Origin of the sequence: Nonomuraea sp. NPDC004580 (assembly GCF_040609855.1) — a bacterium.
Taxonomy (GTDB): Bacteria; Actinomycetota; Actinomycetes; order Streptosporangiales; family Streptosporangiaceae; genus Nonomuraea; species Nonomuraea salmonea.
Genome location: NZ_JBEXLH010000075.1, coordinates 13,715 through 37,524, shown reverse-complemented (window position 1 = coordinate 37,524; position 23,810 = coordinate 13,715). Strand labels below are relative to the sequence as shown.

Annotated in this window: 18 protein-coding genes; 10 read left to right on the top strand and 8 right to left on the bottom strand. The window is 72.7% G+C overall.

The features are described from left to right. Positions 1–112 precede the first annotated feature (112 nt). From ABZW11_RS41035 to ABZW11_RS41020, 4 genes are all read right to left on the bottom strand, one after another. On the bottom strand, positions 113–442 hold the full coding sequence (locus tag ABZW11_RS41035) for a TraR/DksA C4-type zinc finger protein (RefSeq protein WP_355430124.1): 330 nt from the start codon (positions 440–442) through the stop codon (positions 113–115). 128 nt (positions 443–570) lie between these two features. Continuing rightward, positions 571–1,209, bottom strand: a complete 639-nt coding sequence (locus tag ABZW11_RS41030) for a hypothetical protein (protein ID WP_355430122.1) — start codon at positions 1,207–1,209, stop codon at positions 571–573. 1,153 nt (positions 1,210–2,362) lie between these two features. Continuing rightward, entirely contained in the window at positions 2,363–2,746 is a 384-nt protein-coding gene (locus ABZW11_RS41025) for a hypothetical protein (protein ID WP_355430119.1), read from the bottom strand. A 233-nt stretch (positions 2,747–2,979) separates the two neighbouring features. After that, the gene (locus tag ABZW11_RS41020; protein ID WP_355430117.1) at positions 2,980–5,544 is read right to left on the bottom strand and encodes an ATP-dependent Clp protease ATP-binding subunit; all 2,565 of its coding nucleotides are present in this window, start codon (positions 5,542–5,544) and stop codon (positions 2,980–2,982) included. Positions 5,545–5,729: 185 nt separating this feature from the next. On the opposite strand from ABZW11_RS41020, the gene ABZW11_RS41015 reads away from it, so the two are divergent. Further along, positions 5,730–6,863 carry a substrate-binding domain-containing protein gene (locus ABZW11_RS41015; RefSeq protein WP_355430114.1) on the top strand — a complete coding sequence of 378 codons (1,134 nt, stop codon included), beginning with the start codon at positions 5,730–5,732 and terminating at the stop codon, positions 6,861–6,863. Positions 6,864–6,889: 26 nt separating this feature from the next. Here ABZW11_RS41015 and ABZW11_RS41010 read toward each other — a convergent pair whose 3' ends face one another. After that, positions 6,890–8,809 (bottom strand): DUF2264 domain-containing protein, encoded by a 1,920-nt coding sequence (locus ABZW11_RS41010; RefSeq protein WP_355430111.1) that lies wholly within the window; start codon positions 8,807–8,809, stop codon positions 6,890–6,892. Positions 8,810–9,200: 391 nt separating this feature from the next. Between ABZW11_RS41010 and ABZW11_RS41005 the strand changes: the two genes are divergently transcribed. From ABZW11_RS41005 to ABZW11_RS40980, 6 genes are all read left to right on the top strand, one after another. Continuing rightward, a complete protein-coding gene (locus ABZW11_RS41005) occupies positions 9,201–10,208 on the top strand; it encodes a hydroxyacid dehydrogenase (RefSeq protein WP_355430109.1) in 1,008 nt (335 codons plus the stop codon). Between the two features lie 34 nt (positions 10,209–10,242). After that, positions 10,243–11,538 (top strand): sugar ABC transporter substrate-binding protein, encoded by a 1,296-nt coding sequence (locus tag ABZW11_RS41000; protein WP_355430106.1) that lies wholly within the window; start codon positions 10,243–10,245, stop codon positions 11,536–11,538. A 65-nt stretch (positions 11,539–11,603) separates the two neighbouring features. Next, positions 11,604–12,533, top strand: coding sequence for a sugar ABC transporter permease (locus ABZW11_RS40995; RefSeq protein ID WP_355430103.1), 930 nt, complete (start codon positions 11,604–11,606; stop codon positions 12,531–12,533). After that, positions 12,530–13,387, top strand: coding sequence for a carbohydrate ABC transporter permease (locus ABZW11_RS40990; protein ID WP_355430100.1), 858 nt, complete (start codon positions 12,530–12,532; stop codon positions 13,385–13,387). Before ABZW11_RS40995 ends, ABZW11_RS40990 begins: the two co-directional genes overlap by 4 nt. Then, the gene (locus ABZW11_RS40985) at positions 13,384–14,079 is read left to right on the top strand and encodes a hypothetical protein (RefSeq protein WP_355430097.1); all 696 of its coding nucleotides are present in this window, start codon (positions 13,384–13,386) and stop codon (positions 14,077–14,079) included. The genes ABZW11_RS40990 and ABZW11_RS40985 overlap by 4 nt, the downstream gene beginning before the upstream one ends. 51 nt (positions 14,080–14,130) lie before the next feature. Then, positions 14,131–14,997, top strand: coding sequence for an LLM class F420-dependent oxidoreductase (locus ABZW11_RS40980; RefSeq protein WP_355430094.1), 867 nt, complete (start codon positions 14,131–14,133; stop codon positions 14,995–14,997). Between the two features lie 17 nt (positions 14,998–15,014). Here ABZW11_RS40980 and ABZW11_RS40975 read toward each other — a convergent pair whose 3' ends face one another. Continuing rightward, complete coding sequence (locus ABZW11_RS40975) at positions 15,015–16,727, bottom strand: IlvD/Edd family dehydratase (protein WP_355430091.1); 1,713 nt, start codon at positions 16,725–16,727, stop codon at positions 15,015–15,017. Positions 16,728–16,926: 199 nt separating this feature from the next. On the opposite strand from ABZW11_RS40975, the gene ABZW11_RS40970 reads away from it, so the two are divergent. Further along, entirely contained in the window at positions 16,927–17,931 is a 1,005-nt protein-coding gene (locus tag ABZW11_RS40970; RefSeq protein WP_355430088.1) for an alcohol dehydrogenase catalytic domain-containing protein, read from the top strand. A 13-nt stretch (positions 17,932–17,944) separates the two neighbouring features. After that, a complete protein-coding gene (locus ABZW11_RS40965; protein WP_355430085.1) occupies positions 17,945–20,713 on the top strand; it encodes an FAD-binding and (Fe-S)-binding domain-containing protein in 2,769 nt (922 codons plus the stop codon). Here ABZW11_RS40965 and ABZW11_RS40960 read toward each other — a convergent pair. Both ABZW11_RS40960 and ilvA read right to left on the bottom strand, forming a co-directional pair. Further along, positions 20,710–21,591 (bottom strand): RNA polymerase sigma-70 factor, encoded by an 882-nt coding sequence (locus ABZW11_RS40960; RefSeq protein ID WP_355430082.1) that lies wholly within the window; start codon positions 21,589–21,591, stop codon positions 20,710–20,712. The two genes, ABZW11_RS40965 and ABZW11_RS40960, sit on opposite strands and share 4 nt — an antisense overlap. 50 nt (positions 21,592–21,641) lie before the next feature. Continuing rightward, the gene (ilvA, locus tag ABZW11_RS40955) at positions 21,642–22,961 is read right to left on the bottom strand and encodes a threonine ammonia-lyase IlvA (RefSeq protein ID WP_355430080.1); all 1,320 of its coding nucleotides are present in this window, start codon (positions 22,959–22,961) and stop codon (positions 21,642–21,644) included. A 304-nt stretch (positions 22,962–23,265) separates the two neighbouring features. Between ilvA and ABZW11_RS40950 the strand changes: the two genes are divergently transcribed. Further along, positions 23,266–23,775, top strand: a complete 510-nt coding sequence (locus ABZW11_RS40950) for a hypothetical protein (RefSeq protein ID WP_355430077.1) — start codon at positions 23,266–23,268, stop codon at positions 23,773–23,775. The last annotated feature ends 35 nt before the right edge of the window (positions 23,776–23,810 follow it).

Here is a 23,810-nt window from a genome sequence, read left to right as displayed (position 1 = left end):
ACCGCCCCCCCCCCCACTCTCTTGCCCGGTGGGGTCCCTACTCCCCTGGTTTGTGCGTGGGTTAGGGTTTGGGGGGGGGGCGCGCCCCCCCCCCCCACGCAACCTGCCCGTTCTAGGCGGCTTCGTACCGGCGCTGGCAGGTGATGCAGAACCGCGCCAGCGGCCGGATCTTCAGCCGCTCGAACGGGATGCCCGCCTCGCACTCCGAGCAGCGGCCGTACGTGCCCTCCGCCACGCGATCCAGCGCCTGCGTCAGCTCGGCGATCGCGCGGTCGGCCGCGGCCAGGTCCACCAGCAGCTCCTGGTACTGGGCGTCCGCCCCGGTGCCGTCGCTGGCCTCGGCCCGCAGGCCGAGCAGGTGTCGGCTCCGGCGCTCGAGCTGCTGCTGCAGCTCCTCACGCAGTTCCTGGAACTGCACGGTGCTGAGGTGAGAGTCGATCATGACGTGATCCCCTTTCTGGGAGTACGTGGAACGAGAACCGCGACAGGTAGTGCCGCGGAAGCCTTCCTGCCTGCCAGGGCAACCCCGGCCCGCTTCACCGGCTGGGTGGCCGGGGACGCCGGCCCTCTTCATCGGCCTTGCCGGCTGACGCGGGAGGCCAGCTCCGGGTGGCGGCCCATGCGGGACAGGCCGCGGACGGTCGCGTACTCGGGCTCGGGCACGGTGTTGACCGGCATGCGCAGCGCCGTTTGCAGGCGGTGCAGGAGCCGCCGCTGCCGGGCGCCGCCTCCGGTGACGGTCAAGGCCGGCACGGACGGGCGTACGTCGCCGGGCAGCCGCCGCACGAGGGCGGCGGTCATCTCCACGACCCCGTCCAGCGCGTACGGCAGCAGGCCCGCGCTGGTGGTGGCGCCGAGCTGGAGCGCGGCGGCGTCGAACACGGCGCCCTCACGCACCGCGACCGCCTCCACGATCCCCGCCCCCACGTCGAGCAGCAGGAACGGCTCCGCCCCCACCACATCCAGCCCCGCCCCGACAGCAGCGGCCACCGGCTCATCCACCAGCCACACCCCACACCCACCGCCTCGGGCGCCAGAGGCCAGGCCGTCGCCTTGGGCGCCACCGGCCGGGCCTTCGCCTTGGGCGCCACCGGCCGGGCCTTCGCCTTGGGCGCCGTCGACCAGGCCGTCGCCGGAGAGGCCGCCGGGCAACTCGCCGGGAGAAGCCCCGGAGACCCGGCCGGCCCCGTTGCCGGCTGCGGCAGGCACCCGCGTAGCAGAACCCCGCGTAACAGAACCCCGCGTGACGGGACGCCCGGTGACGGCCTCGACCACCGCGGTGTGCACGGCACGGCGGTCACTCTGGGTCGCCGCCAGCGGCACACCGACGAGCACCTGTTCAAGGGGCTCGTCAGGAGGTCTGGCGTCGTGAAGCGCCTGGCGTACCAGCCGGAGACACGCTGCCGGGTCAGCCACCATCCCATGACGTATCGGGCGTATCGGTACGGCGGAGTCCTCGGGTGCGACGCCGGACACGTCCGATGAACGGTCGGCGATCGCGGACCCGCGCGACGTCCGCGTACGCGCCGTCCCGAGATCCAGCGCCACGAACCCCCGCCCGAGACTCATACCGCCCCCCTCGGACGACGGCGGACATGCAATGACCTGATCACGGCCATGACAGATGGCTCCTTGCTGTAGACGAAGCGACTGGGACGGCACAACCACCACCCCACGAACTCGACCGCCGAACCCTCCCCCCCCCCCACGCCGCCCAGCGCCGTGCGGGGCACGAGGGCACTGAAGTGCGCCGGGCACCTCAGCCGTCCCGATCGAGGCCGCTGCATGCGGGCGTAGGTGCCGGACGCCCAGGCCCCGGAGGGCGGTGGAACATCCGGCCGCACCCATGGGACGACCGACGGCGCACAGCACCCGAGCAGCCCGGTGCGCGGACACCTGCCAGGCGGCCATGGGCATGCGGACGCTCGCCAGACGGTCAAGCGCGCGCATACGCGTCCCGTTGACCGGGCGTGCGGACGCTTGCCCCGGCGCCCAGGCGTGCGCCCGTGCGCCACGACGACCACGCAGCCGCACACCGACGTGACTCGCCCGCGTCACATGCCAGCTCAGCCGTCGTGCGTCACGCGCCAGCCCGGCCGACGCGCGTCACGTGTCAGTGCGGTTGGCGTGCACGGAGACGCACCGGCGCAGCCGGCGTGCTGACGCGTGCACAGACGATTGGCGTGCTGACGCGCAGACGCGATCAGCGTGCCGGCGCTCAACTGGTGGGTGGACGCTGCCGTTCACGGTCGGTGCGTGTGCGTGTGCGTGTGCGTGTGCCGGGGCGGAGACGTGTGCGGGCGCATGCTCGCATACGTCCGGCTCCCGGCAGCGAGGCCGCGGGTCGCGAGGTGGGGAGGGGTCAGGCCGGTGGCGGGCTGCGGGAGCCCGCGGTGCGGTGGCCGAACTGCTGCGGGTCGCGGATCGCGGGGCCGTCGGCGGTCGGCGACGGCAGGAGTGCCAGGTGGGCGGCCTCGCCGTTGCGGGTGCCGCGCAGGGGCGGCCACAGCGACGGCGTGTGGTGCTCACGGGCGTTGCCCGCCTGCGGTGGCAGGCTCGACAGCTTGTCCTTGTACGCGCCGGCGAGCCACACCTGCCCCGCGGACCCGCCGGACAGGCCCACCTGGCCGCCGCCGTACCAGGCGACGGAGAAGGTGGTGGCCACGAGCAGGGACAGCAGGACCAGGCCCATCACACCGCCACGCGGCGCGATGAACCCCCGTGGGGTCAGCCCTGGTCCCGTCATACGGCCGACCATAGCCCAGGAAATGCGAAAAGGCATGCCCGTATCTCCGCCCCCGCCCAGGCGGCCCCGAAGGCGGCGCCTCCCCACCGACCCAGGACTCTGGCTCGCGCCTTCATGAGTCGCAGCGTCCTGAGCCCCGCGACGGCCCTGCCAAGCTTGGTCCCGCCTCGTTCGCGCGAGGGCGAGGAGACCGGGGGCAAGGCTGGCGGAGGTGCTCAGCTTCGGCATTTCGGTCAGAGGTAGTGGCCGATGTTCTCCTCGCGCTGTTCCTGCTGCACTCGGGGGGCCGGTTTGGCGACGGCGTTCGGGCGGATCTCCGGGCCGAGTTCGGCGCCGGGGTCCAGGACGGTGATGGTGAGGTCGTCGTCCCTGACGCCGACGTGGGCGCGCTGGCCCTCGTGGAGGGTGCCGTTGAGCAGGAGCCGGGAGAACGTGTTGTCCAGCGTGCGCTGGATCATGCGGCGCAGCGGCCGGGCGCCGAAGGCCGGTTGGTAGCCTTCGTGGGCCAGCCAGTCCACCGCTCCCGGCTCCATCTCCAGCTCGACCCCCTGGGCGTGCAGCCGCCGACTGGTCTCGTCCAGCAGCAGTGAGGTGATCTCGCGCAGCTGCTCGGCCTCCAGGCCGCGGAACATGATGATCTCGTCGACCCGGTTCAGGAACTCGGGACGGAACCGCTGCTGGAGCAGCCGCATGAGCTGCCCGCGCAACCCCCGGGCCCCCTCGCCAGGATGGGCCATGATGATGTCCGCGCCGATGTTCGAGGTCATGATCAGCACGCTGTTCCTGAAGTCGACCGTGCGCCCCTGCGCGTCGGTAAGCCGCCCGTCGTCCATCACCTGGAGCAGCAGGTTGAACACGTCGGGGTGGGCCTTCTCGATCTCGTCGAGCAGGATCACCGAGTACGGCCTGCGCCGCACCTGCTCGGTGAGCTGCCCCGCCTCCTCGTAGCCGACGTAACCGGGGGGCGCCCCGACGAGCCTGGAGACGGTGTGCCGTTCCTGGAACTCGCTCATGTCCAGCCGGATCATCCGATCCTGCTCGCCGAAGAGCGACTCGGCCAGCGCCCGTGCCAGCTCGGTCTTGCCGACCCCGGTGGGCCCGAGGAAGAGGAACGAGCCGATCGGCCGGTTGGGGTCGTTCATCCCGGCGCGGGAGCGGCGTACGGCCTCCGACACCGCCGCCACCGCCTCGTCCTGGCCGATCACCCGCCGGTGCAGGTGCTCTTCGAGGCCGAGCAGCCGTTCGCGCTCCTCCTGGGTGAGCTGGGAGACGGGGATGCCGGTGGCGCGGGAGACGACCTCGGCGATGTCGTCGGGAGTGACCTCGGCGAAGCCGCGCCGGCTGCTCCTGGTCTCCTCGATGCGGGTCTTGAGCGCGGCGATCTCGTCGCGCAGCTCGCGGGCGCGGTCGTAGTCCTCGCGTTCGACGGCCTGGTCCTTCTCGCGCTGCCGGTGCTCCAGGTCCTCCTCCATCTCGCGGGTGCCGGCGGGGGTGGTCCTGGTGTGCAGCGCGACCCTGGCGCCCGCCTGGTCCATGAGGTCGATGGCCTTGTCGGGCAGGAACCGGTCGGAGATGTAGCGGTCGGACAGCTCGACCGCGGCCACCAGCGCGTCGTCGGTGAACTTGACCTGGTGGTGGGCCTCGTACCGGTCGCGCAGGCCGCGCATGATCTCGATGGTGTCCTCGACGGTCGGCTCGGGCACCAGGATGGGCTGGAAGCGGCGTTCGAGCGCGGCGTCCTTCTCCATGTACCTGCGGTACTCGTCCAGCGTGGTCGCGCCGATGACGTGCAGCTCGCCGCGGGCGAGCGCGGGCTTGAGCATGTTGGAGGCGTCGATCGCGCCCTCCGCGCCGCCGGCGCCGACGATGGTGTGCAGCTCGTCGATGAAGATGATCAGCTCTTCGCTGTGGGCGCGGATCTCCTCCATCAGCTTGCTCAGCCGCTCCTCGAACTCGCCGCGGTACTTCGTCCCGGCGACCAGGCCGGCCATGTCGAGCTGGACGACCCGCTTGCCGCGCAGTGTGTCGGGCACCTCGCCGCTGACGATGCGCTGCGCGAGCCCCTCCACGATCGCCGTCTTGCCCACGCCGGGCTCGCCGAGCAGCGCCGGGTTGTTCTTGGTACGCCGCGACAGCACCTCCACCGCCTGCGTGATCTCGTCGTCCCTGCCGATCACGGGGTCGATGCCGCCCTCGTCGGCGGTGGCCGTCAGGTCTCTGCCGAACTGGTCGAGCGTCGGGGTGCTGCTCGGCTGCGGCGGCTGGTGCGGCATCGGCTCGGCGGCGCCCCTGTTGTCCTGCACGAACGACTCCGGGGTGAGCCTGGCGTGGCGCAGCAGCCGCCCGGCGGCCGACAGCGGGTTCGCCGACAAGGCGAGCACCAGGTGCCGCGCCCCGATGTACGACGCGGCCGTGGCCCTGGCCACCTGCCGCGCGTCCAGCAGGGCTCGCTTGGCGGCGGGCGCCAGGCGTACCGGGCCTTCGCGCGGCTCCCGCTGCTCCACCGACTGCTCCACCTCCGTGGCCAGCGCCGCCGGATCGGCCCCCGCCTGCTCCAGCATCGCCCGGGTCGACTCCACCTGGGTGGCGGCCCACAGCAGGTGCTCGGTGTCGAGGTAGCCGGCTCCCCACGAGGCCGCCTTCTGGGCGGCGGTGCGGAGCAGCTCGATGGCGTCCTCGCTGAGCAGCCGTTCGAGATCGACCCGCCGGTTGTACGGCGGCGGCCCGAACCCGAAGAACCTGGCCAGCAATTCGTCCATGGGGCCATAGCCGTAGTGCCAGTAATCACCAGAGGTCATGGGTCCCCCCTTCACATGACGTCACTTCCGGGCCGCCTACCCCTGCCCGTACGCCATAACCACAGGGTGGACGAGCGCGATCTTGCCTGGTGAGGCCGGAACGAATCAGGTCTCCGGCTTGTTAACTCACCTTCGATCAGTTTCGATCGGTACTATGGCCGTCGGCGAGGAGGAGTATGACCAACGTGGCCACAGACGCATCACCGGCTGAGGACCAGGCGGCGGCCGACGCGGCGGGCCGGCTGCCCGACGAGCGCCGCAACCGGCTGGTGGAGCTGCTGCTGCGGCGCGGCATCATGCGCGTCCACGACCTGGCCACCGAGCTGGCCGTCTCGGCGATCACCATCAGGCGTGACATCACGCTGCTGGCCGAGGAGGGCGTCATCCGCCGGGTGCGCGGCGGGGCCACGCTCACCGAGCCGCCCGAGCCGGCGCCCGCCCGCGAGCCGGCGGAGGCCCCCGGCCAGGCTGCGGCATCGCTCACGGTGGGCATGGTCGTCCCCTCGCTCGACTACTACTACCCCGACGTGATCCGCGGCGTCCGCGAGGCGGCAGCGGCGGCGGGGGTGCGGGTGGTGCTGCGCGGGGCCACGTACCAGGTGGCCGACGAGCGGCGGCAGCTCGCCTCGCTCATCGACTCCGTCGGCGTGGACGGCCTGCTGGTCGCGCCCACCACCGAGAGCGACGAGGGTGAGGAGCTGGTCCGCTGGCTGCAGACGGCGGGCGTGCCGGTCGTGCTGATCGAGCGGGCCGCCGCCGTCGGGCCCTACCGGGAGGCCATGGAGTCCGTGGTCAGTGACCACGCGCTCGGGGCGGCGATGGCCGTGCGCCACCTCGCCGCGTTCGGCCACCGCAGGGTCGGGCTGATCACCACGATCACCAGCCCCACGGCGCCGCACGTGCGCGCCGGGTGGCGGCTGGCCTGCGAGGAGCTGGGGCTGGAGACAGAGGGCACGCCCCAGGCCCGTACGGTGGACCGCCGCGACCCCGGCTGGGCGCGGGCGCTGGACGACGTGCTCGACGCCTGCCTGGCCTCGGGCACCAGGGCGCTGCTCGTGCACTCCGACCCCGAGGCCATCTCGCTGGTCGAGCGCTGCCAGGACCGCGGCATCAGGGTGCCCGACGACCTGGCGGTGGTGACGTACGACGACGAGGTGGCCGAGCTGTGCGACCCGCCGCTCACCGCGATCAGGCCGCCGAAGACCGACATCGGGCGCGCCGCGTTCGCCCTGCTGCTCGAACGCCTCCACGACCCCGGCAGGCCCGCCCACCGCGTGGTGGTCGGGCCCCAGCTGATCGTCCGCCACTCGTCGTCCTGACCCGCCCGCCTCGGGGGCGGGCGGGGTCAGGGGCGCAGCAGGCGGGCGGGGTCGAGGGCGTCGCTCGTGCCGTCGGGCCAGGTGAGGAGGCATGACGGGCCGTGCCATGACACGGCGGGCGGTTCGGCGGGCTCGCCCGTGCCGAGGTGGATGGCGACGTCGTACCAGACGTCCGTACGCGCTGGGCCGCTCGTCGCCCGCCACGGCACCAGCGTCCAGTGACCGAGCGGCGAGGCGTCGTCGGCCGCGGTGACGCCGCCGTCGTCCAGCCCGGCGCTCCACACGCCTGAGCAGGTCTTGCCGTTGCTCACGACCGAGCCGGCATCCAGGTCCGGCCCGTCGGCCGGCAGCGGCCAGCCGCCGACGCGCAGCCGTCCCGTCTCCTCAGAGGGCCGGACGCGGACCAGCCGCACCTCCCACGCGGCGCGCACCACCGACAGCACCTCCAGCCACGGCCCGAGCCGCACCTCGCCGGAGCGCCCTGAGCCGTGGTCGGGGGCGTCCTCGTCGGGGGTCACCCAGTGCGCCCGCCACCGGGACGCTCCCGCGACGGTTCCGGTGGGGAGCCGTTCCAGGCCGAGCGTGTCGAAGCCGGTCCTGTGGCTCGGCTCGCCGGTCTGGGACAGCAGCGTGACCGACTGGTCGAGCGGCCGCCCCGCGTGCGGGCCGGCGAGCAGGGGAGAGGTGGCGGTGGAGTAGCCGAGGCGGGCGTAGAGGGGGGAGTCGGTGAGGTTCGAGCCCGGGCGTGCGTGGTCGGTGCCGTGGTTGACGACCCGGACGACGCCGTCCGCCCGCGTCCCGCCGACCAGCCAGCCGGGAGCGGCGACGACGCGCTGGAAGTCGTCGCGCTCGACCGGCAGCGGCTCCTCCACGGCGGTCCACACCGGGTGGTCGGCGGGCAGGGTCAGGCCGAAGAGCCCCTTGGCCGCCCAGTAAGGCGACCCGGGCCCCGAGTACGACTGCGCGATCGGCCGCCACGGCCCGTGCCAGCCCAGCGTCAGCAGCCCGTCCTCGCCCGGCGCGCCGTGGGAGACGAAGTGGCGGGCGATGCCGGAGGCGGCCCGGCGCAGCAGCCCGGGTGAGGGGGAGCCGAGCCCGTAGCGGGCGCCCAGCCAGAACGGCACGGCGGCGGCGAAGCGGTAGGTGAGGCTGCGGCCCTGGACGAGCGGCGAGCCGTCGGCCCCGACCAGGTGCACCGCGTCCTGGAGATACCGTTCGAGCCGCCGCAGGTAGACGGGCCTGCGCGACCCGGCGTCCGGGCTGCCGGCGGCCATCTCGGTCCAGATGAGCGGGTAGAACTGCAGCGCCCATCCGGCGTAGTGGTCGTAGGCGCGCTCGTCGCCGTCGGCGTACCAGCCGTCCTGGCGGGCGAAGCCGTCGGTCAGCGCCAGGCCTGCCTCGATGTCGTCCGCCGAGTACGGCCCTCCGACGGAGGCCAGGAACTGCTCGACGACGATCTGGAACCACACCCAGTTGATCGGCGGGTACCACGAGCCGATGGCCGGCGTGAGGTAGTCGACGACCTGCTCCTGCACGAGGGGGCTGAGCCGGTCCCACAGCCAGGGCCTGGTCAGGTGCAGGACGAGCGCGAGCGAGGCGGCCTCGACCTTGGCCTGGTCGTGCTCGTCCAGCCGGACCCAGCGCTCGGGCGCGTGCGGGTCCGTCCCGGCGGCCAGGCCGTCGGCGTACCACTCCATGAGGTTCAGCGGGTCGGCGCCGCGCTCGCCCGCGACGCGGAACCCGGCTGCGAGGAACGTGCGCGCGAAGCCTTCCAGGGCGTCCACGTCAGGGCCGTAGCCGCCCGGCCTGCCGGGGAAGGAGACGCGGGCGCGACCTGGCGAGGTGTGGCGGCGGGCCGCCAGCAGCAGGCGGTCGGCCAGACCCGCCCAGTGCGCGCGCGTCCACCCGGTGAACGGTGACAGCCGCGGGTCGTCCAGGGGCGCCATTCACGAGTCCCTTCCTGCCGGGGGGATGTTTACGTAACCATGGATTCACGCGATGGTTACAGCGCCGCCTGGGCCCGTCAAGCCGTCACCGGCGCATCCGGCCGGTTTGTTGAGCAGTTGTGATCTAACACGAGCGTTGCTGATCGGACCAGTTGAATTGCCTCTTGACGAGCTCGATGCGGTCACGCTTAACTCCAAGGCAACGCCAGCCGATCACAGATGAACAAAGCTGATCGTATGCCGATCGGAACCGCAGGCGTCCTCCTCTTGGCCGTGCCGTCATGCCGCCACGCGCCGAGACCCCCGCAGACCCTTCACACCCGAGGAGCATCAGGTTGAACAGCAGATCCCGCGTCGCCGGCCGATCGAACGGGCACACGGGCGCGTCCCTATGACGCGCCCCCACGCCCTGCTGGTCATGGACCCGGCCACGTACCGCCTGCAGTTCGGGCAGCGGCAGCTGCACCGGCTGCGCGGCCTGGCCGAGCTGGGAGACCCGATCTGCACCGACGACCTGGACACCTCCTCGGCGCGGCGCCGCCTGCGCGAGAGCGAGGTGCTGTTGACCTCGTGGGGCTGCCCGCCGCTGACCACGGAGCGGCTGGCCGACGCGCCCCGCCTGCGCGCCGTCTTCCACTGCGCCGGCACCGTGCGCCCGTTCGTCACCGAGGAGGTGTGGCGCCGCGGCATCGTGGTCACCAGCGCCGCCGACGCCAACGCCATCCCGGTCGCCGAGTTCACCCTCGCCGCCGTCATCTTCGCCGGCAAGAAGGCCCCGTTCCTCGCCCAGGACGCGCGCGAGCACCGCGACGACTGGTCCTACGCCGCCCGGCGCGGCGAGCTGACCAACAGGGGCCGCACGGTCGGCGTCGTCGGCTTCTCCCGGGTGGGCCGCCGGGTCGTGCGGAGCCTGCGCGGCCTGGAGATGGACGTGCTGGTCGCCGACCCGTACGCGGCGGAGGAGGAGGTGAGCGCGGCGGGCGGCCGCCTGGTCGCGCTGCCCGAGCTGCTGCGCCGCAGCCACGTGCTCACCCTGCACGTCCCTTCGCTGCCCGCCACCCGGCACCTCATCGGCGCGGCCGAGCTGGCCACGCTGCCCGACGGCGCCACCGTCATCAACACCGCGCGCGGCGCCGTGCTCGACACCGCCGCGCTGGAGCGCGAGTGCGCCGCAGGGCGGCTCGACGCCATCCTCGACGTCACCGACCCCGAACCCCTCCCGGCCGAGTCGGTGCTGTACGAGCTGCCCAACGTCATGATCACCCCCCACATCGCCGGCTCGCTGGGCAGCGAGACCCGGCGCATGAGCGACAGCGCTCTCGACGAGCTCGAACGCCACCTGGCCGGCCTGCCGCTGCGTACGGCCGTCACGCCGGCCGAGTTCGCCGTCAGCGCCTGACCAACCCCCCAGCGACGGAGAGGAGACCGGATCAATGATCACGTCAGGCAAGGGCGGGGCGCGGCGGCAGGCGGTCAAGGGCCTGGCCCTGGCAGGGGCGCTCTCGCTCGCCCTCGCGGCCTGCGGCTCGGGCGACCCGGAGCCGGCCGACCCCAACGGCAAGATCACGCTGAGCGTCACGGTGTGGAACCTGGCCAAGACGCCCGAGTTCAAGGCGCTCTTCGACGCCTTCCAGCAGGCCAACCCGAACATCACCATCAAGCCGGTCGACATCCTCGCCGACGACTATCCGGAGAAGGTCACCACCATGCTGGCGGGCGGTGACAAGACCGACGTGATCACGATGAAGAACGTCATCGACTACTCCCGCTACTCCAGCCGCAACCAGTTGCTGGAGCTCACCGACCTGGTCAGGTCGGCCGACACGAGCAAGCTGGCCGGCCTCGACGCCTTCGACGTCAGCGGGAAGTACTACGCACTGCCGTACCGGCAGGACTTCTGGCTGCTCTACTACAACAAGACGCTGCTCGACAAGGCGGGCGCCAAGCTGCCCGACCCGCTGACCTGGGACGACTACACCAAGCTCGCCAAGGAGCTGACGCAGGGTGAGGGCGGCGACAAGGTGTACGGCGCCTACCACCACACCTGGCGCTCGGTCGTGCAGGCCATCTCCGCCGCGCAGACCGGCGGCGACCAGCTCAGCGGCGACTACACGTTCTTCACCGACCAGTACAACGTGGCCAAGGGGCTCCAGGACGCCGGCGCCGTGCTCGACTTCGGCACCGCCAAGTCCCAGCAGGCCGACTACCGCACCCAGTTCGAGAGCGGCAAGACCGCGCTGATGCCCATGGGCACCTGGTACATCTCCGGCATCCTGGAGGCCAAGGCGAAGGGCGCGACCGACGTCGAGTGGGGGCTCGCCCCCATGCCGCAGCGTCCCGGCACGACCGGCGTCACCACGTTCGGCTCGCCGACCGCGTTCGCCGTCAACAAGCGCTCAGAGCACGCCGACGCGGCCAAGAAGTTCGTCGAGTTCGCCGCGAGCAAGGCGGGGGCGGAGGCGATCACGAAGGTCGGCGTGGTGCCCGCGCTGCAGACGCCCGAGATCACCGAGGCGTACTTCGGGCTCAAGGGCATGCCGGAGGACGAGCTGTCGAAGAAGGCGTTCGTCCCCGACAAGGTGACGCTGGAGATGCCGGTCAGCGAGAACAGCTCCGACATCGACACGATCCTCAACGAGGAGCACGAGCTGATCATGGTCAACGACAAGTCGGTGGCCGACGGCATCCGCACGATGAACGAGCGCGTCAAGAGCGAAGTGCTCAACTAGGGCGGTCGCGGGCCCGGGCCGCCGTCCGGGCTCCCGGCGTCTCACGGAGAGTTCCGAAGGACACCATGACACAGGCAACGACACAGGCAACGACGCGGCCGCTGCCGGCCGCACCGCCCCGCCGGCGCGCCTGGCGCGACATCCTCGTCGGCTGGAGCTTCATCCTGCCGAACTTCATCGGCTTCGCGCTGTTCACCCTCGTGCCCATGACGGCGGCGTTCGCGCTGGCGTTCCTCGACTGGGATTCCTACAGCACCCCCGAGTGGGTGGGGCTGGAGAACTTCGAGCGGCTGCTGCGCGATGAGAACTTCCACGTCGCGCTGCGCAACACGCTCTTCTACGCGGCCGGGCACATCCCGCTGACCCTCGCCGTCGCCCTGGGGCTGGCCCTCGCGCTCAACAGGAAGCTGCGCGGCGTGCAGTTCTTCCGCACCGCCGCGTTCTTCCCGTACGTCACCTCGCTGGTCGCCGTCGCGGTCGTGTGGAACATGCTGTTCAACCCCACCTCAGGGCCGGTCAACCAGTTCCTGGAGGTGCTCGGCGTCAGCGAGCCGCCCCGCTGGGTGGCCGGCACCGACTGGGCGATGCCCGCCGTCATCATCACCAGCGTGTGGCGGGACATGGGCTACTACATGGTGCTCTACCTCGCCGGCCTGCAGACCATCCCGCGCGAGTACTACGAGGCCGCCACCGTGGACGGCGCCGGCGCGTGGCAGCGGTTCTGGAGCGTCACGCTGCCGTGCCTGCGGCCCACCACCTTCTTCGTCCTGGTCATGCTGACGATCCAGAGCTTCAAGGTGCTCGACCTGATCGTGGTGATGACCGACGGCGGTCCTGGTCGCAGCACGCTCGTGCTGGCCCAGCTCGTCTACCGCGAGGGCATCAGGGAGGGCCAGTTCGGCTACTCCTCGGCCATCGCGCTGGTGCTGTTCCTCATCGTGCTCACGGTGACCGTCGTCCAGTTCCGCATCAACGAGCGCAGGAGCGTGACATGACCGCGCTGCCGAAGGCCGCAGGGAGCAGCCGGGGCCGGCGGCTGCTCCGCACCGTCCCCGCCTACGCCGGCCTCATCGTGATCGCCGCCCTGGTGCTGGTGCCGTTCGCGTGGATGGTGTCGTCGTCGCTGAAACGCGACAACCAGGTCTTCACGGTGCCCGTCCAGTGGATCCCCGAGGAGCTGCGCTGGTCGAACTTCGTGGAGATCTGGGACCGCATCCCGCTGCTCACCTACCTCGGCAACTCGGCCTTCCTGTCCGTCACGATCACCGCGCTGCAGGTGCTGACCGGCAGCTTCGCCGCGTACGGCTTCTCCAAGGTGCGCTTCCCCGGCAGGGACGGGTTGTTCCTCGCCTACATCGCGACCATCGCGGTGCCGTGGCAGGCGTACATGGTGCCGCAGTACATCATGATGCAGCGCGCCGAGCTGACCGACACCTACTGGTCGATCATCCTGCTCCAGGCGTTCGGCGCGTTCGGTGTGTTCCTCATGCGGCAGTACTACATGTCGATCCCCGACGACCTGTGCGAGGCGGCCCGCATCGACGGGCTCAGCGAGTACGGCATCTACCGCCGCATCATGCTGCCCCTGTCGAAACCGGCGCTGGCCAGCCTCGCGCTGCTCACGTTCGTCAACACCTGGAACGACTACATGGGCCCGTTCATCTACCTGACCAGCAACGAGCTGTGGACGGTGCAGCTCGGGCTGCGCTCCTTCGTCGGCCAGTACGAGGCCGAGTACGCGATGATCATGACGGGGTCGGTGCTGTCGGTGCTGCCCGTCCTGGTGATCTTCCTGTTCGGCCAGCGGTACTTCATCCGCGGCATCGCGACGAGCGGGCTCAAGGGATGAGCGCGCCGGGGAACGTCTCCGAGGGCGGCGTCGCGCGGCGGCTGCTGCGGCCCGCCCGGCAGGAGACGTACGAGAAGGTGTTCTCGACCGTCTACGCCGGCCTCATGACGAACGTGCTGCTGGCGCTCTCCTGCGCGCCGCTGCTGCTCGCGCTGGCCGTCGTGCGCGACCCGCTGGCGTCGTGGCCGTTCTTCGCGGTGCTGTCGCTGCTGTGCGGGCCCGCGCTGGCGGGCGCGTTCGGCTGCTTCGAGGCGCTCGGCGAGGGCGACACCGGCGTGCTGCGCGCCTTCTGGGGCGGCTACCGGCGCGGGTGGCGGCGCGCCCTCGCCGTGTGGGCGGCGGCGGGGGCGGCCGTGGCCGTGCTCGCGGTGGACGCGGTCGCCGTGGCGGGCACCTCCTTCGGCCCGGCCCTGGTGCCGTTCTTCTGCACGGCGGCGGCGCTGGTCGCGGCGGTGGCGTTCGCGCTGCTGACCTTCGCCGGGGAGCCGGGTGTCCGGCTGCGCGGCCTGGTGCTGCCCTGCCTGTTCCTCATCGCCCGCCGCTGGTACCTCGCGGCGGCGAGCCTCGTCGTGCTCGGCCTCGCCGTCGCGGTCGTCCTGGTCAAGCCCGTGGCCGGCCTGCTCCTGCTTGTCTCGCCCCTGCTGTACGCGGCCTGGGCCACCACCCGGTACGCCGTCGCGGCCGCCCGGTAAGTGGCGCGGCGCACTGCGATCACGGCGCACCGGCGTGGTATCACGAAGAACGTGAAGAATCTTGCCGGCGTGGGCATCTGGAGCACGCAACTCAGACACGGAGACCCGGGCGAGGCCGCGGAGGCCGCCGCAGAACTGGAGGAACTGGGCTACACCGCCTTGTGGATCCCCGACGTCGGTGGGCCGGTGTTCGACGCGGTCGAGCGGCTGCTGTCGGCGACCAGGCGGACGACGATCGCCACGGGGATTCTGAACCTGTGGATGCACACCCCCGAGGAGACCGCCGCCTCGTACGCGTCGCTGACCGCGGCCCACGGCGACCGGATCCTGCTCGGCATCGGGGTGAGCCACGCCCCGCTCATCGACTCCACCGAGCCGGGCCGCTACCGCCGCCCGCTCGCCGCCATGTCGGCCTTCCTCGACGGGCTCGACGCGGCCGAGCGGCCCGTGCTCCCCGGCGACCGGGTGCTCGCCGCGCTCGGCCCCAAGATGCTGGCGCTGGCAAAAGAGCGCTCGCGGGGCGCGCACCCGTACCTCGTCACCGTCGACCACACCCGGCAGGCCCGCGAGGCGCTCGGGGCGGGGCCGCTCGTGCTGCCCGAGCAGACCGCGATCCTGTGCTCGGGCCGCGACGAGGCGCGCGCGATCGGCGCCGACTGGCTGCGCGGCTACCTGTCGCTGCCCAACTACGCCAACAACCTGCTGCGGCTCGGCTTCACCCAGGAGGATCTGGAGACGGTCAGCGACCGGCTGTTCGACGCGCTCATCGCCTGGGGCGACGAGGACGCGGTCCGGCGCCGGGTGGACGAGCACCGCGCCGCCGGGGCCGACCACGTGTGCGTCCAGGTCCTCATCGACGACCCCAAGGGCTTCCCGCGCGAGGAGTGGCGCCGGCTCGGCCCGGCGCTCAACGGCTGACCCCGGCCCGGCCCGCGTCAGTGGGACTCGCGGGCCACCTCGGCGCCGCTGCCGCCGACCAGGAAGTCGAGGTCGGCGCCCGTGTTCGCCTGCTGGACGGTCTCGACGTAGAGGCGCTGCCAGCCGCGCGCCGGGCGGGCGAGGGCCTGCGTCATCGCCTCCGACGGCTCCCGCGCGGCCAGCTCGCAGGGCGGGAGCTCGACGTCGAGGCGGCGGTTCGGCACGTCCAGGACGATCATGTCGCCGGTGCGCACCTTGGCGAGCGGCCCGCCCGCCGCGGCCTCGGGGGTCACGTGCAGCACGACCGTCCCGTACGCGGTGCCGCTCATCCTTCCGTCGCAGACGCGCACCATGTCCCGCACGCCCTGGGCGAGCAGCTTGGGCGGCAGCGGCAGGTTCGACACCTCCGGCATGCCGGGATACCCCTTGGGGCCGCAGCCGCGCAGGATCAGCACCGAGTCGGCGGTGACATCGAGATCGGGGTCGTCCAGGCGGGCGTGCAGGTCCTCGATCGAGTCGAACACCACGGCCGGGCCACGATGCTTGAGCAGGTGGGGCGAGGCGGCGGCGGGCTTGATGACGGCTCCGTCGGGCGCCAGGTCGCCGTACAGGACGGCGATGCCCGCGTCCTCCTGCAACGGGTGCTCCTTGGTGCGGATCACCTCGGGGTCGTGGATCGTCACGTCCTCCAGGTGGTCCACCAGGGGGCGCCCCGTCACGGTGATCGCCTCGGGGTCGAGCAGGTCGCGCACCTGGTGCAGCACGGCGTGCAGGCCGCCCGCGCGGTGCAGGTCGTCCATCAGGTGACGGCCGGCCGGCTGCAGGTCCACCAGGAGCGGCACGCCCGCCCCCGTACGGTCGAAGTCGTCCTGGCTCAGCTCCACCCCGAGCCGCCCGGCGATGGCCAGCAGGTGCACGACGGCGTTGGTGGAGCCGCCGAGCGCGGCCAGCGCGACGATCGCGTTCAGGAACGAGCCCCGCGTCATCACGTTGGACGGCCGGCGGCCGGCGGCGATCATGTCCACGATCAGCCGGCCGGTCACGTGCGCGCCTTCGAGCAGCCGGCTGTCGGGCGCGGGCGTCCCGGCCAGGCCGGGCAGCGTCATGCCGAGCACCTCGGCCAGCAGGCCCATGGTGGAGGCGGTGCCCATCGTGTTGCAGTGGCCCTTGCTGCGGATCATCGACGACTCCGAGCGCAGGAAGTCGCCCTGGGTGAGGGTGCCCGCGCGGACCTCCTCGCTCAGCCGCCACACGTCGGTCCCGCACCCGAGCGGCGCGCCGCGGAACGTCCCGGTCAGCATCGGCCCGCCCGGCACCACGACGGCGGGCAGGTCCACCGACGCGGCCGCCATGAGCAGCGCCGGGATCGTCTTGTCGCAGCCCCCCAGCAGCACCACGCCGTCGATCGGGTTGGCCCGCAGCAGCTCCTCCGCCGCCATCGCGGCCATGTTGCGCCAGAGCATCGCGGTCGGCCGCACGTTCGTCTCGCCCAGCGAGACGACGGGCAGGTTGTGCGGGACGCCGCCCGCCTCCCAGATGCCGTGCTTGACCTGCTCGGCGACCTCGTTGAGATGCATGTTGCAGGGGGTGAGGTCGGAGGCGGTGTTCGCGATCGCGATGTGCGGACGGCCGTCGAAGGCGTCGGACGGCACCCCGCGCCGCATCCAGGCGCGATGGATGTAGGCGTTGCGGTCGGTGCCGGCGTACCACTGGCTGCTGCGGGACATCATCCTCTCATAATGGGAAATAAGATCGGTGAAACGGAAATCGACCGCATACCGGGCATCGGGCGTGACGCGCCGCGTCGGTCGCCGGGCGAGCCGGGCCGTCGCACCGCCGTCGCCAGCCGAGACCTGGAGAGAGACCGCCTTGAACCTCATGCGCATCGGGGCCCCCGGCACCCAGCGGCAGACCGTCGGACCCCGCTAGATGCGCGCCCTGGTGCTCACCGGGCCTGGTGAGGCCGAGGTGCGGGAGGTCGAGCCGCCGCGCGCCACGCCGGGCGAGGTCGTGGTGGACGTCGAGCGGGCCGGCGTGTGCGGCACCGACGTGGAGCTGTTCACCGGACACATGAGCTACCTGAGCACCGGGCGCTCCTGGTACCCGCTGCGGCCGGGACACGAGTGGTGCGGCCGGGTCAGCGCGGTCGGCGACGGGGTGGACCCCGCGTGGCTCGGCCGGCGCGTCACCGGCGACACCATGCTCGGCTGCGGCCACTGCGCCCGCTGCCGGTCGGGCCGCCACCACGTGTGCGCCGACCTGGCCGAGATCGGCATCAGCAGGGGCCGTCCCGGCGCGCTCGCCGAGCAGCTGCCCGTGCCCGCCGCCGCGCTGCGCGCCCTGCCCGACGGCCTCGACCCGGCCCTGGGCGCGCTGGTCGAGCCGGGCGGCAACGCGCTGCGCGCCGTCCGCGCCGCCGCGCTCGGGCCGGGCGATCGGCTGCTCGTGCTCGGCACCGGCACGATCGGCCTGCTCGCCGCGCTGTTCGCGCGCGCCCAGGGCGTCGAGACCCACCTGCTCGGCCGCGACCCCGAGCAGCTGCGCCTGGCCGCCCGGCTCGGCTTCGCCGCCTGGATCCGGCCCGAGCTGCCCGGTCTGCCGTGGCACGCCGTCATCGACGCCGCCACCGACCCCGGCTTACCCGCGCTCGCCCTCGACCTCGTCGAACCCGCCGGCCGCGTCGTCTACATCGGCCTCGCGCCGGCCCCGTCCACGCTCGACACCCGTGACCTGGTACTAAGGGACGTGACGGCAGTCGGTATCCTCGGCGGTTCAGCCGGACTCGACGGGGCAGCCGCGGCCTACGCCGACGGCTCGGTGGACGCACGCCCGCTGGTCGCCGCCACGATCGGGCTCGCCGAGACCGCCGAGGCGCTGGCCGGGCGCCGCCCCGCCGGCTCAGGACCCAAGATCCACATCGACCCGCGACGCTAAGGAAGCACCCATCGTGATCGACCAGCCGGACCCCGCGCTCCTCGCCGCGGTCGAGACCGCCGTGCCGGGGATCGCCCGGACGAGGGCGAGCGACCGGCTCGGCCTGGCCCACGACGCCTCCCACTACCTGCTCACCCCGCAGGCCGTCCTGGTGCCGCAGGACGCCGCGCAGGTCGCCGCGCTGCTGCGGGCCGGGCTGCCGCTCACGTTCCGCTCCGGCGGCACCAGCCTCAGCGGGCAGGCCGTCAGCGACCGGCTGCTGGTCGACACCCGGCGCCACTTCCGCGGCATCGAGGTGCTCGACGACGGCGCCCGCGTACGCGTCCAGCCCGGCGCCGTGCTCCGGCAGGTCAACGCCCGCCTCGCCCCCTACGGCCGCAAGCTCGGCCCCGACCCGGCCAGCGAGTCGGCGTGCACGATCGGCGGCGTCGTCGCCAACAACTCCAGCGGCATGACCTGCGGCACCCACGCCAACACGTACCGGACGCTCGAGTCCATGACGCTCGTGCTGCCCAGCGGCACCGTCATCGACACCGGCGCGCCCGACGCCGACGACCGGCTGCGCGCGCTCGAACCCGCGCTCGCCGAGGGCCTCGACCGGCTGCGCGAGCGCGTGCGCGGCAACCCCGAGTCGGTCCGCCGCATCCAGGTCCAGTTCGCGCTGAAGAACACCATGGGCTACGGGCTCAACAGCTTCCTCGACCACGACACGCCCGTCCAGATCCTCGCCCACCTGGTCATCGGCAGCGAGGGCACGCTCGGGTTCGTCGCCGAGGCGGTCTTCCGTACCGTGCCCGCGCACCGGCTGGCCGCGACCGGCCTGCTCGTCCTCCCCACCCTGCACGCGGCCATGGCCGCCATGCCCGCGCTGGTCGAAGCCGGGCCCGCCGCCGTCGAACTGCTCGACGCCGAGTCGCTGCGCGTCGCCCAGACCGACCCCAAGGCCGACGACGTGCTGCGCACGCTCGACGTCAAGGCGCACGCCGCGCTGCTCGTCGAGTGGCAGGAGTCCGACGCGGACCTGCTCGCCGAGCGCGAGCGGGCCGCCGAGCGCGCGTTCGCCGATCTCCACCTCGCCGCGCCCGCCAGGCTCAGCCGCGAGGCGGGCGGCCGCGCCGGGCTCTGGCACATCCGCAAGGGCCTGTACGCCGCCGTCGCCGGCGCCCGCCCCAGCGGCACCACCGCGCTGCTCGAAGACGTCGCCGTGCCCGTGCCCGCCCTGGCCGACCTGTGCGACGACCTCACCGACCTGTTCACCGCCCACCGCTACGAGCGCAGCGTCATCTTCGGCCACGCCAAGGACGGCAACCTGCACTTCATGATCAACGAGCGGTTCGGCACCGACCTCGACCGCTACGCCGCCTTCACCGAGGACATGGTGGCCGCGGTGCTCGGCAAGGGAGGCACGCTCAAGGCCGAGCACGGCACCGGCCGCGTCATGGCCCCGTTCGTCCGCCGCCAGTACGGCGACGAGCTGTACGAGGTGATGCGCGAGGTCAAGCGCCTGTGCGACCCGGCGGGCACGCTCAACCCCGGCGTCGTCCTCACCGATGACGACGACGCCCACCTGCGCGACCTCAAGCAGGTCGTCACCGTCGAGCCCGAGGTCGACCGCTGCGTCGAGTGCGGCTACTGCGAGCCGGTCTGCCCCAGCCGCGACCTGACCACCACGCCCCGCCAGCGCATCGTGCTGCGCCGTGAGCTGGCAGCCGCCCGCGCGGCCGGCGACCACGCGCTGGTCGCCGAGCTGGAGTCCGACTACGGCTACGACGCCGTCGACACCTGCGCCGTGGACGGCATGTGCGCCACCGCCTGCCCCGTCCTCATCAACACCGGCGACCTCACCAAGCGGCTGCGCGCCGAGCGCCACGGCCGCCTGGCCCGCAAGGGCTGGACGTCGGCCGCCCGCCACTGGGACGGCGTCACCCGGGCCATGAACCTCGCGCTCGACACCGCCGCCGCCACCCCGGCCCCGCTGCCCGAGGCGGCCTCCCGCGCCGCCCGCAACGTGGCCGGAGCCGACGCGGTGCCGCAGTGGTCGCGCGACCTGCCCAAGGGCGGGGCCCGCCGCCGGCCGCGCCCCGCGCACCGGCCCGCCGCCGTCTACCTGCCGTCCTGCCTCAACACGATGTTCGCGCCCGCCGCGGGCGGTCCCGGCGTCATGACCGCCTTCCAGCGGCTCGCCGAGCGCGCCGGGGTCGAGCTGCTCGTGCCCGAGGGCATCGCGAGCCTGTGCTGCGGCACGCCGTGGTCGTCCAAGGGATACGCCGACGGCCACGCCACGATGGCCGGCCAGGTCCGTACGGTCCTCGACCGCATCGAGAACACCAGCGGCGTCCCGGTGGTGAGCGACGCCGCCTCCTGCACCGAGGGCTTCCGCCACCTGCTGCCCGGCGTCGAGGTGATGGACGCGGTCGCCTACACCGCCGGCCACCTCCTGCCCCGCCTGACCGTCAAGCGCCGCATGCCGTCCCTGGCCCTGCACCCCACCTGCTCATCCGCCCGCCTCGGCCTCGACCCCGCCATCACGCGGCTGGCCGAGGCGATCGCCGAGAAGGTGGTCGTGCCGGACGACTGGCAGTGCTGCGCCTTCGCCGGCGACCGCGGCCTGCTGCACCCCGAGCTGACCGCCTCGGCCACCCGTGCGGAGGCCGCCGCCGTCATCGCCTCGGGCAGCAGGGCGCACGCCTCCGTCAACAGGACGTGCGAGCTGGGCCTGACCCGCGCCACCGGCAAGACCTACCATCACCTGCTCGAATACCTCGACCGCGCCACCGACTAGCGGGTGTAGGCGGCGATCTTGGCGGGGTTCATCGTCCAGTAGATCCGGTCGATGCCCGCCTCGGTGGCGTTGATCGTCAGGATGGTGAACACCTCGCCGTCGCGGACCAGCAGCGCGGACGTCTGCCCGTTCGCGCTCGCCCACACCACCTCGGCGCCCGCCCAGAAGCGGCTCGCGAACGCCCGGTGGTATTTGGCCACCCGCAGCGCCCCCACCACGGGGAACTTGGACGCCCGCACCGCGCCGCCGCCGTCGGAGTAGCTGACCACGTCGGCGGCGAACAGCTCCTCCAGCGCGGCCAGGTCGCCGGAGCGGGCCGCGCTGACGAAGGCGGCCAGCAGCCTGCGCTGCGCGTCGCGTGGCACCGGCGTGCGCCGCTCGACGCGCAGCCGCTTGCGCGCCCTGCTGACGAGCTGCCGCACCGCGGGCTCCTTCAGCCTGACGATCTCCGCGATCTGCCGGTAGGGGTAGTCGAACGCCTCGCGCAGCACGTACGCGGCGCGCTCGGTGGGGGAGAGACGTTCGAGGAGCAGCAGCACCGCGAACTCCAGCGCCTCACCCCGCTCGGCCCCGAGATGCGGGTCGGCGCTGGTGTCCACGGGCTCGGGCAGCCACGGCCCGACGTAGGTCTCGCGGCGGGCGCGCGCGGACTGGGCGGCGTTGATCGCCAGGCGGGTGGTGATCGTCGCGAGGAACGCGGGCGGGTTCTCCACTGTCGCCCTGTCGTAGTCCTGCCAGCGCATCCACACGTCCTGCACGAGGTCCTCGGCCTCGGTGACGCTGGCCAGCATCCGGTACGCGATGCCGAACAGGCGCGGCCGCACCTCCGCGAACACCGCCGCCGCACGTTCGAGATCGTCCCCCGCGCCGTCTGCCACTGCCTTCGCCCCCCGTCACCACGTGTCTGCCCGGACCGCCCCGATCACCGTCAGGTGACGAAGCGGAAGAGCGGGCTCGACGGGTCGATCTGCTCGATGCGGTGCGGGGCGGCCTCCATGCGCTTGAGCAGCGCGGGCAGGTCGTCGGGGCTGGAAAGCTCGATGCCGACCAGCGCGGGGCCGGTCTCGCGGTTGTTGCGCTTGACGTACTCGAACAGGGTGATGTCGTCGTTGGGGCCCAGCACCTCGTCGAGGAAGCGGCGCAGCGCGCCGGGCTCCTGCGGGAACTCCACCAGGAAGTAGTGCTTGCGCTCCTCGTGGACCAGGGCGCGCTCGACGACCTCGGCGTAGCGGCTGACGTCGTTGTTGCCGCCGGACAGCACGCACACCACGGTGGCGCCGGCCGGGATGCCGGTCACGGCGGGGGAGCGCAGCACGGCGGTGGCGAGCGCGCCCGCCGGCTCGGCGATGATGCCGTCGGTCTGGTAAAGCGCGAGCATCTCGCTGCACACCTGGCCCTCGGGGACGGCCACCAGGTCCACGCCGGAGCCCGCGATCAGCGGGTACGTGACGTCGCCCGCCCGGCGTACGGCGGCGCCGTCGACGAACGTGTCGATCGCCTCCAGCGTGACCGGCCCGCCGGCGGACACGGCGGCGGCCACGCAGGCGGCCCCGGCCGGCTCGACGCCGATGACGCGGGTGCCGGGATGCCGCTCGCGCAGCCAGGCCAGCGAACCGGCCAGCAGGCCGCCGCCGCCCACCGGCACCACGACCACGTCGGGCGCCCGGCCGAGCTGCTCGACCGCCTCCCGCAGCACCGTGCCCTGCCCGGCGATCGTCCTGACGTCGTCGAACGCCGGCACCAGCGTCGCGCCGGTCGCCTGCGCGTCGGCCTTCGCGGCGGCGGACGCCTCGTCGTACGTCTCGCCGCCCAGCACGATCTCGATCATCTCGCCGCCCAGCGCGGCGATGCGGTCGCGCTTCTGCCTGGGCGTCATGCGCGGCAGGTAGACCCGGCCGCGCACGCCGAGCGCCGAGCACGCGTACGCGACGCCCTGGGCGTGGTTGCCCGCGCTCGCGGCCACCACCCCGGCCGCCCGCGCCGCGTCGCCGAGCTGCGCGATGAGGTTGAACGCGCCGCGCACCTTGTAGGAGCGCACGGTCTGCAGGTCTTCCCGCTTGAGCCAGATCTCGGCGCCGGTCACCTCGGACAGGCGCGGGCTGCGCTCGAGCGGCGTCGTCGCCACGATGCCGGCCAGGCGCGCAGCCGCCGCATCGACCGCAGCCGCATCGACCGCAGCCGCATCGACCGCAGCCGCATCGACGGCGCGTGTTCCTGTCGCCGGCTCGTCCTCGCGTGGACTGCTCACGTCACTTTCCCCATCAAAGTCGTCATGTCGGTGCCGGAACCCCCGCCGGCCGGGCAATGCGCGTGATCCCCCGATCAGTCGCGGAGACAGCCCGCTCCCTAGTGTCATAGTGCATCGACCCCGCCGCGCCCAAATCGCCGGGTGTCGCATGACCGGAACCCGCCGCCGCCGGAGCCGTCAAGGGATCTGCAAGAGGCGTCGCAAGTCGCCTGAAATCGGGCGACACTTCCGGCAAGCCACTTGAAATCACTTCATCGCACAGTAGGGCCATCCGCCGAACAGCACAGCGATAAGGACGGCCCCGATGACGCTCCCCCGTACGCTCGCCTTAGCCGCCGCCACCCTCGCCGCCGTCGCCACCGTCGCCACCGCGGCCGCCCTCGCCCCCGCCGCCCACGCCACCACCACCCCCGCCGAGACGACCGAGTTCGCCGCCCCCGCCAAGTCGTGGGGCACCTACTACGCCCCCAGGCGCGCCGCCAAGGCGTGGGGCACGCTGACCGCCACCGGCGAGGACCACGCCGTCCTGCCCACGGCCGACTCCGTCCGCATCACCGGCAAGGTCTATGACAACACCCGCCGCTCCTCGTGCGGCTGGGCCGTCTTCCGCATCACGTACCGCTCGGGCAGCCAGTTGCCCTTCCGCGAGCGCTGGGTCCGCGACTGCGGCTACGGCGGCCCGAAGCACTTCTCGCTCCGCTACCGCGACGTCTACCAGGTCGAGCTCAAGGTCTGCTCCGAACCCAAGGCCGGGAAGCCGTCACTCACCTGCCTGTACGCCGGCACCTGGAAGACCCTCTACCTGTCGAAGTGATCCCCTCGAACGGCCCCGGCCACGACGCGCGGCGA